Here is an 8,649-nt window from a genome sequence, read left to right on the forward strand (position 1 = left end):
CCGAAGGCGATCACCCCCGAGCCGGCGATCACCCCGCCGAACACGCTGGGCCTGCACCGCGTCATGTTCGCCGTCGACGACATCGAGGACACCCTCGCCCGCCTCCGCCCGCACGGCGCCGAACTCGCGGGAGAGGTGACCCGCGACGAGGACAGCCATCCGCGCGGGATCATCCTCGCGCCGGCCGAACAGTTGAGCAGAGAGGTGCAGGAAACAGGGTGCCGACATCGTCCGGGCGAAGGTCTCGCGCAGCGCCGCGTCCAGCGGGCCGGCCGGTACCGGCTCGACGACCAGCCAGATGACGGTCATGCTGCACGCCGAGGTCGTGGCGGTGCAGCCGACGGGGCGGCCAGCGATGCCCGAGACCTGGCCGGGTTGTCAAGCGGCCTGGCCCAGTCCCAGCACGTCGATGACATGAGCGCCGATGGAGTACAAAGCCGCTGGCGACAGCCGAGCTATGCTCAATGATCATGCATATTCCCAGGGTGGTGACGGTATGGTCGCAGCAGCGGCGCGCAATACCCGTGTGACCCTGAGCGCACGGCAACTCAACCGTGCCACTCTCGACCGGCAGCTGCTTCTTCGCCGAGAACCGTTAAACGTCGCAGGTGCCGTCCGACGCATTGTTGCGCTGCAAGCCCAGGAGCCCGCATCCCCGTACCTTGCTCTGTGGGCCAGGATCGCCGACTTCGATCCAGCGGACCTGGCCGCCGCCTTGACCGACCAAACGCTGGTCAAGGCGACCCTCATGCGCCTGACGCTGCACATCGTGGCCGCGGTGGACTACCCGATCTTTCACACGGCGATGCTGCCCAACCTGCGCGGGCCACGGCTGGGGGACCGCCGCTTCACCTCGAGCGGACTTTCCATACCCGACACCGATGCACTGCTTCCCCACTTGGCGGAATTCGCCAGCCGCCCGCGCACCAGCGCCGAGGTCGAGCAGTTGCTCACGGCGCGGCTCGGTCAGCGCACCAAGGGCGTGTGGTGGGCACTGCGAACGTACGCGCCGCTGCACCACGTGCCCGTCGGCGGCCCCTGGTCGTTCGGATCACCGTCGACATACATCGCCGCTCCAGCCACGCCAGGCGCGCGAAACTGGAGCGAGGACGTACAGCGGCTGGTCCTCCGCTACCTGGAGGCGTTCGGTCCTGCCACGATGCAGGATATCGCGCAGTTCACCATCATCAAGCGGTCCATCGTCCAGAACGCTCTGACCGAGCTGGGCGACACGATCCAGGCCCTGACCGGCCCAGAGAACGCCACACTGTTCGACGTGCACGAAGGCCGGCACCCCGCCGAAGACACTCCAGCCCCACCCCGTCTGCTGCCGATGTGGGACAGCATCATGCTGGCCTACGCCGATCGAAGCCGCATCATCCCACCTCAGCACCGCGCCGCGGTCCTGCGACGCAACGGCGATGTCCTGCCGACCCTGCTCGTCGACGGTTACGTCGCCGGGGTATGGCGACCGGTCGCCGAGGGCATCGAAGCGACAGCATTCCGCCAGCTCGACGACGAGACCTGGCAAGGTCTCGAGTCGGAAGCCGCAAGGCTGCAGTCTTTGCTGGCGGATCGCGACCCGGCGGTCTACCGCCGCTATCGCCACTGGTGGTCGAAGGGTCTGCCGAGCGCCGACGTCCGTCTACTTGCGAATTAGACACCGCCCCTGCTGGCAAGCCTGCGGACGTCGGCGCTAGTTGCGTCGGCGCAAGACCGGGGTGGTGTCCGACAACAACTGGGCCAACCTCCTGGCCCTTATGTCGAGCTCGAAACCGTCGCAGATGACCGGGCGGACGAGGGGTCGCACACCCGCTGTAGGCCCTCGACCTCGCGGCCCCAGCCAGACGTACCGCGCCCAGACGGCAGGCCCGCCATCGCGGAGCATCGCCGGAAAGGCCGGCTTGGCCCGGTTCAACGCCGGTCTCGCGGTGCGGGCCGAACGCAACGGCTACGGCTACGGCTACGGCTACGGCTACCCTTGCACCGGTTAATGAGCACGCCCGAATCGGTGGCCTTCGGCGTGGATGACCGGTTCGTCCACCGGCGTCTGCGCTACCGCCTCGACCCCGACGCAGCCCGAGCATGGCTGTTGTCGCGGCGATGATCTACGCTTCCTGGCCTACCAAAGGGGACAGTCTGTGGACGAGCACCTTGCCGGCGTGCCGACACGCGCCTTCGAACAACAGACCCGGATGGCGGGCAGTGCTGCCGATGACGAGACGGCGGCGCGACAGCGAATGATCGAGGTCGGGGTGGAGCTGTTCCAGCGGATCGCGCCCGGCGCCAAGGTCATCCACCACCTGTTGCCCGACGACGATGCCGTGCTCGTCGTCCACCCGGTCCGTGGCGGCGGCTCGATGTACGTCGCGTCCGACGGCAGCGTGCTGTTCACCGGCTCCGCCGTGTCGCCACACCTAGCGCTCGAACGGTTCCGGGCAGGACAGCGCACGCCGATCGAGCAGTTCGCCGCGCGGCGGCCCAGCGATGTGGCCGGCGCCCCGTGACACGGCCGTTGCACCGTTTCTCGCGGCGAATCGGCGGTGTCATGGTCATGGCCCAGGCCATCGAGCAGCTGGAATCGCAGGCGGGCGCGCTACTCGACATCCTCGAGGACTACGCCGACGGCCTGCGCGACGGGCTCAGCGTGCAGGCCGGCTGGACGCCATTCAAGCTCGTCGCGCAGGACGCCGACCGGTTCGACGTGCTCGCGCCGGACCTCGCGACGAAGGTTCCGGACCGGATGGGCTGGACCTCGGACCTCACCCTCGCGCTGTGGGTGCTCAACGGCCAGGTCACGACGGCGCGCGCCTTGGACGGGACCGAGCCGCAGTCAATGCGCTTCACTGACACGGTGCTGTGCTACCGGGGCATCGAGAACGCCAACCGGCTAGTGATGAGCCGCACCCAGCGCCAGGACTCCCCCGACGACTCGGGCTGGTACATCGACGTCTTCCCGAATCCCGAGCAGTCTCGACAACCGGCCGATTTCGTCCGCTGGCCCGCGTTCCAGTTGCTCAGAATCAACCGGCACCTCACCCGCGCCCTGCTGCTGCCCGTCGGCTACGGCGCAGTGGTGTGCAAAGATCAGATCGACGCGCTCCTCAACCTCACCACGATGCGGATCGAAGTCCGTGGCCCGCTGTGAACACCTCCCACGACCCAGCACCGCATCCGATAGGCAGTCACGGGAGTTGTGTCCACCTCGGCCCGGACACGGGCTGTGCAATTCGATGATGCTCCTGGGTCACTCTGATTCGTGCATCGAGTGGCCTGGAGCGCTGATTCCGGTATAGCCGAGGCCCGCCGATGTTCCGGCGACGGCACCGTGCCGATCAGCCCGCGATCAGCGTGCGCAGCGTCTCGGCCGACGGTGACCATCCCTGAGCCGCGCCTGGCTGCGCCGAATCCACCGCTGCGGCCAGGGAAAGGGCGAGCGGGTTGCCTCCGGCGACCCGCAGGACCGCGTCCTCGCTGTCCGGGCTGACTCCGTTGACCATCACCAGCCGTCTCGCCTGTTCCTCATCGAGGGGCCCGAGTTCGGCCACATGCAGCGCGCCCACCCACCCCCGGTCGGCGGTCCACTCGGCCCCCGGCGCCTGACGGCCGGCCAGGACCACCAGCGCACCTCCGCGCCGAGCTACTACATCCGGATATCGCGTCCCTGCTTTGCCTGCGCGGTCGGTTCAGCCGCCGGTGGCAGAGAAGTGCATGTAGTCCTTCAGAGACCGGTAGTCGCCGCCCCACTTCCATCCGATCGCGGCGAAAGCCTGCACAGCCTGCTCGCGGGGCTGCGCCATCCCGGGCCGTGCATCGGCTCGGTCGAGGTAGGCGGTGGCGAGTTCGGGCAGGACGACCTTGCCTTTGCGGTACGGGTTCTGGAACGGGTTGAGATCCACGGCGAGGCCGTGGGCGTGCTGGGACCACCCTTTTCGGCCGCGTACCGCTCGGCAGGCGAACACCTCAGTGGTGTTGTCGTCGCCGGTCGGCGGTGCGTTCAGTTCGGCGGCACTGGAGATCCGCATGCGCTCGATCGGGAAGCCTGCGGCGAAGAGTTTCTCGAACACGGTGACCAGGTCGTCGGCCACCCGCGCGTTGGCCAGCAGCTCGCCGGTGTGGGCGCGGCCGTCGAAGCCGCGGAAGCCGACCGTGATGTAGCGCAGGTCGGCCGCGGCGATCGGGCAGTCCTTGGTCCAGCTTGATCGAGCGAGTACGTCGGCCGGCACCGCTTGGACGGTTGCATGGAAGCGGCCGTCCGCCGGTGGCGGCAGGTCGTCGACCGTGACGATCGACCGGTTACGCAGCTCGGGCGGGGTCTTCTGCGCTGAGGCGAAGCCCTGCGGCCCTACCGGGAGCACTCGCATACCCAGCCAGGGCGGTGCGGCGGTCGCGCTCGCACTGACGGGCGCAGGGCTTCCAGACTCGGTGCGCGCTGCCGGCGAAGCGGCCGAGGTTTGTGTCGGCTTGTCCGCTTCCAGGTCGGCCGGGACCCCCGAACAGCCAGTCAGGGCGTAGCCCAGGACCACAGCCACAGCCAGCAGGCGCGTCGCCCGACCGCGGAAACGCCGCCGAAGCCCAGCATCCGTGCGGGCGGCGGAGCGGGCGGGCAACGAGAGGTCTTCGGAAACGCGCATTTCGACCACGATAGCGTTTTCCCTGGTGACGCCCTTGGTCGCGTTGATCACATGCCATTGACCGTGAGAGCGGGTCGTCCCGAAGGTGTCGACGTGACGGCCAGAGGCCTGACGTCAAGCGGCAGGTCGTGCGGATCCGGTGGCAAGGCCTGGCCTCATCCGCCACGCCGCCATCGCGGCGGTCAAAGGTACTGGCCGGTCCCGGACGGTGCGTCGCGGTCGCCGAACCTGGTAGGCAGGTCCTCGGTGCGCAGCTCTGCGAGGACCTCCGCCGGCGCGTCGGTGAGTTCGATGATCCGCGCCGCCTGCTTGGCGACCGTCGCCTCGAGCAGGTTGCGGACCGTGCGGCCGTTGCCGAACGACGACCCGTGGGAGAGGCCGGCCAGTAGCGTGCGCACCCGCGCGGCGACGCCGTCGGCGAGTCGATATCCGGCGTCCTCGGCGAGGACGGCGAATATTCGCACCAGCTCGTCGCCGTCGTAGTCGGGGAACTCGAGGATCGTCGGGAACCGGGAGGCCAGCCCGCTGTTCACCGTAAGGAAGCGCTGCATTTCATCGTGGTAGCCCGCGGCGATCACCACCAGGTCGTCGCGGTGGTCGTCCATCAGCTTGACCAGGGTGGCGATCGCCTCATGGCCGTAGTCCCGCGGCGAGTCCGACATCGACAGGGCGTACGCCTCATCGATGAACAGGACACCACCGAGTGCCCGTTCGAACGCCGCGTGCACGCGTGGAGCCGTCTGCCCGATGTACTGGCCGATCAGGTCGGCCCTGGTCACCTCGACCAGATGACCGGAGCCGAGCAGCCCGAGGTTGGCGTATATCCGGGCGATCAACCGCGCCACGGTGGTCTTGGCGGTGCCCGGGTTGCCGACGAACACCATGTGCCGGGACCGGCCGCCGTCTGCCAGCCCGGCCTTGGCCCGCAGGACACGGGCCTGGGCCTCGGCGGCCAGCAGCCGCACCTGGGCCTTGACGTCGTCCAACCCGACGAGCGTGGCCAGTTCCGCCATCGGATCACCGTTGCGCGACGGCGCGAGCACGATCGATGTCGGCGCGGTGATGTCCTCGGCCAGCAGTTCGGCCAGTTGCTCGCGGGTCGGTGTCGCCGACTGGCTGATCCGCAGCGCCTGCTGTGACGCGGACTCGTCGACGAGGTTGCGGATCACCCAGGCGTTGTCGAAGCCGGCGGCCCGTGGCATGCGCGCGACCAGACTCCGGACGCGGTCGCTCACCCCGTCGGCGGGTGTGAATCCCGACTCGGCGGCCGCCAGCTCGAACAGCCGCACCAGTTCGTCGTCGGTGAAGTCGACGAAGTTGAAGGTCCGGGGGAATCGGGCCGCGAGGCCGACCTCGCTGGACAGGAATTCCGCGACGTCCTTGGGTTGACCGGCGACGATGACGACCAGCTGTTCGCGGTGCTCGTCCGTCATCCTGGTCAGTGTCGCGAGCGCCTCGCGGGAGGTGGCGCCGCCCTGGACCACCCGACCGACGTTGATCATCAGGATGCCGCCGAGCGCGTTGAGAACGGCGGCGGTCACCTTGGCGCCGTCGCGCAGCTCCGCTCTGGCCACCTCGACCAGGTGACCGGATGCCAGCACGCCGTGTGCGGCGTAGATCTGGCCGATGATCGCGGCGACGGTGGTCTTGCCGGTGCCCGGGTTGCCGGCGAACACCATGTGCCGGCGGCTTCGGGCCGGTGGCAGGCCGGACTCGCGGCGTATCGCTTCGACGCCGGCCTCGGCGTGGATCTGGGCGATGCGCTGCCTGATCGGGGACTGGCCGATCAGCCCGTCGAGGCGGCCGATGGCGATCGACGCCGGGTTGTCCACCGGCGAGCCGGCGGGTCCAGCCGGTTGGCCTACGGCGGGCACCGGCCGCGACGGCGCCGGCGCATCGGGGAGTTTCGACACGAGCGGGTTGACGACGGCGAACCGCGGCTGGCCGAGTTTTCGCAGGCTGCGCAGATAGCCCTGGCAGAAGAACAGGCCGCTCCTGACGTCCTTGTGCAGGCCCGGTGAGCCGTTCAGCGCGGTCGCGCAGCTCCACTCCAGGCCCACCCAGATCCGTGCTGTCGCCGCGTCGCCGGCGATGATGGCGCGATCCAGCCACCCGAACACCTTTGCGCTCCAGTGGTCGTAGTCGAACCTGGGCCGGAGTCTGTCCGACGCGCGGACGATCGCCTCGTAGCCGTCCGGGCCCAGCGCGGTGGCGGCGATGGCAGCGGGTACCGGCTTGCCGAGCTTGAGCAGCATGGCGGCGACGCATTCGTCGAAGCTGCCTGGGCCGGTGCCCGCCGTGTCGGTGAGCCGCTCGTGGGCGGCACGCAGACCGGTCAGGATCCAGGAGAGGTGGTCGGTCGGGCCGGCGTAGTCGGGTAGCGCGGTCCGGTCCGCATCGTTGAGTAGGCCCGATCTCCACGGGCCTGCCAGCTGCTGCCGCGAGCTCGACCGGTACTGCTCCAGCAGTGCTGGGTCCTCGGCGATCCGGGTGTAGAGCGTGGCCAGTGCCCGGCCGCGGACGGCGAACGGCGGCGCCTCGACGAGCACCTCGAGGCAGTCACGGTAGAAGCCGATGGTGCGGTCCCGGCGCTGCGGACTGTCGGAGTCGGCGACGAGGCTTCCGGGGATGGCCGGCATGACAAGCGTCTGCCTGGTCGCTTCCGGATCGGTTGTCGGCCCGAGCGGCGTTGTCAGGTGGTCGGCCACGAGCAGGTCACCGATCCGCGACAGCGGCCCCGAGGTCGACGTGGACGCGCCGAGCGTGCCCTGCGCCAGCCATTTCACTTCTTCGACTGCCATCGACGTGCCGGGCTTGAGCAGCTTCGAGCTGGCGGGCCGGTCGGACAGCGCGGCGCGCGACGAGATGGCCAGCAGTCGGGCGCGGGTGTCTTCAAGCCACCCGTCGGGCGGCACCCATGGGCTGGTCGGGCCGAACACGTTGAGGTGCGCAGTGCCGGTCAACAGCGGGACCAGCTCGTCGGGCAGATCGATCCGGCCACCGGTCGGTTTCGCAGCGGCCGTGATGTCGTCAGGTCCGCCCCTGGACGGCCTCTGGTCGCCGTGCCGGTCCGGGACTTCGGGGACCGGGTCCTGGTGTTCCGGGTCCTCGATGAGTGCCGTCAGCAGCATCTTGTTCTCGTCGACTTCCACGTCTCCGGTATCGGTGATGCTGACCCGTCCGGAGCTGATCAGCTGTGCGATACGGGCGAGGAAGTCCGCCACGGACACCGCGACGACGGCACGGAAGTCCTCGTCCGGTCCCACATTGATCACTTGGCCGACGGTGCCGCCGGGTTCCGGTGCCAGGTCCACGGCGTAGCCGTTGCCGCCGCCGTCTCTGGTGAAGGGAACCCAGCCGTGTTTCCAGTACCTGGCCGATACGGCGCCCGGGTCCAGCGAGGTGACGGCGCCGGAAGTGTCGTCCTGGTCGTCTGGCTCGGCGGTGTTCTCGTCCCACATCCGCCGTTCCTGTATGACACGGGCGAGGCTGAGCAGATCGTTGTCGACCAGGGGCCCACCACCGGTCACCGCGTACACCTGTGCCAGACCGGCTGGGACGTCCTCACCGAACGCCGCACGGTAGTCCGCGAAGTCCTGCGCACCGGCGGGCGGTGCGAACGTCGCGCCCGAGCCGGCCGCACGGCCGTGGAAAGCCATGATCGTCGCAAGGTGGTGATCGATTTCTGACATTCGAGTGTGCCTCCACTTTCCGACACACCGTAGGCGAGAGCCGCCAGGTCCGATCTTCGAACGTCGGCGACCACCACGGCTGCCGGCCGAACGGCCTCGGATTGTTGGCAGCGGCGGATCCGCGGGCCGATCGCGAGCCGGGTTCACTGCACCGAACGCAGCACCATCGCGCTGAGCAAGTAACAGCACCCAAGACCGTCACCGTCCACCTCGACGGAATCCTGCCTGCTTCACCGCGCCGTCCGGCGGATCGGTACCCGATCCGCCGGACGGCGCGCCGGTGGGTCAGGATTCGCCGACGCGGCGGACCGCGCCCCGGACGG

The 8,649-nt window shown here is 69.1% G+C and carries 7 protein-coding genes; 4 read left to right on the plus strand and 3 right to left on the minus strand.

Features of this window, described 5'->3' with window-relative positions; translation table 11 throughout:
* The 4 genes from FLL47_RS43990 to FLL47_RS13410 form a co-directional block, all read left to right on the plus strand.
* The coding region (locus FLL47_RS43990) for a VOC family protein (RefSeq protein ID WP_484051820.1) at positions 1–468 on the plus strand (468 nt) is incomplete at its 5' end.
* Positions 469–496: 28 nt separating this feature from the next.
* Positions 497–1,660 carry a winged helix DNA-binding domain-containing protein gene (locus tag FLL47_RS13400; protein WP_144120850.1) on the plus strand — a complete coding sequence of 388 codons (1,164 nt, stop codon included), beginning with the start codon at positions 497–499 and terminating at the stop codon, positions 1,658–1,660.
* Between the two features lie 367 nt (positions 1,661–2,027).
* The gene (locus FLL47_RS13405; RefSeq protein WP_144120851.1) at positions 2,028–2,507 is read left to right on the plus strand and encodes a hypothetical protein; all 480 of its coding nucleotides are present in this window, start codon (positions 2,028–2,030) and stop codon (positions 2,505–2,507) included.
* 47 nt (positions 2,508–2,554) lie between these two features.
* Complete coding sequence (locus tag FLL47_RS13410) at positions 2,555–3,148, plus strand: immunity protein Imm33 domain-containing protein (RefSeq protein WP_144120852.1); 594 nt, start codon at positions 2,555–2,557, stop codon at positions 3,146–3,148.
* 187 nt (positions 3,149–3,335) lie between these two features.
* On the opposite strand, the gene FLL47_RS13415 is transcribed toward FLL47_RS13410, so the two are convergent.
* The 3 genes from FLL47_RS13415 to FLL47_RS13425 all read right to left on the minus strand — a co-directional run bounded on the left by FLL47_RS13415 (position 3,336) and on the right by FLL47_RS13425 (position 8,326).
* Positions 3,336–3,620, minus strand: a complete 285-nt coding sequence (locus FLL47_RS13415) for a hypothetical protein (RefSeq protein ID WP_246157876.1) — start codon at positions 3,618–3,620, stop codon at positions 3,336–3,338.
* A gap of 66 nt (positions 3,621–3,686) precedes the next feature.
* On the minus strand, positions 3,687–4,685 hold the full coding sequence (locus tag FLL47_RS13420; RefSeq protein ID WP_246157878.1) for a M15 family metallopeptidase: 999 nt from the start codon (positions 4,683–4,685) through the stop codon (positions 3,687–3,689).
* 131 nt (positions 4,686–4,816) lie between these two features.
* Positions 4,817–8,326, minus strand: a complete 3,510-nt coding sequence (locus FLL47_RS13425) for an AAA family ATPase (protein WP_144120853.1) — start codon at positions 8,324–8,326, stop codon at positions 4,817–4,819.
* Positions 8,327–8,649 lie beyond the last annotated feature (323 nt).

Source organism: Catellatospora sichuanensis, assembly GCF_007483665.1.
GTDB lineage: Bacteria > Actinomycetota > Actinomycetes > Mycobacteriales > Micromonosporaceae > Catellatospora > Catellatospora sichuanensis.

Coding starts and splice junctions, on each gene's coding strand:
- FLL47_RS13425 (WP_144120853.1), bottom strand. CDS start 8,326: ATGTCAGAAATCGATCACCACCTTGCGACGATCATGGCTTTCCACGGC.
- FLL47_RS13400 (WP_144120850.1), top strand. CDS start 497: ATGGTCGCAGCAGCGGCGCGCAATACCCGTGTGACCCTGAGCGCACGG.
- FLL47_RS13410 (WP_144120852.1), top strand. CDS start 2,555: ATGGCCCAGGCCATCGAGCAGCTGGAATCGCAGGCGGGCGCGCTACTC.
- FLL47_RS13405 (WP_144120851.1), top strand. CDS start 2,028: ATGACCGGTTCGTCCACCGGCGTCTGCGCTACCGCCTCGACCCCGACG.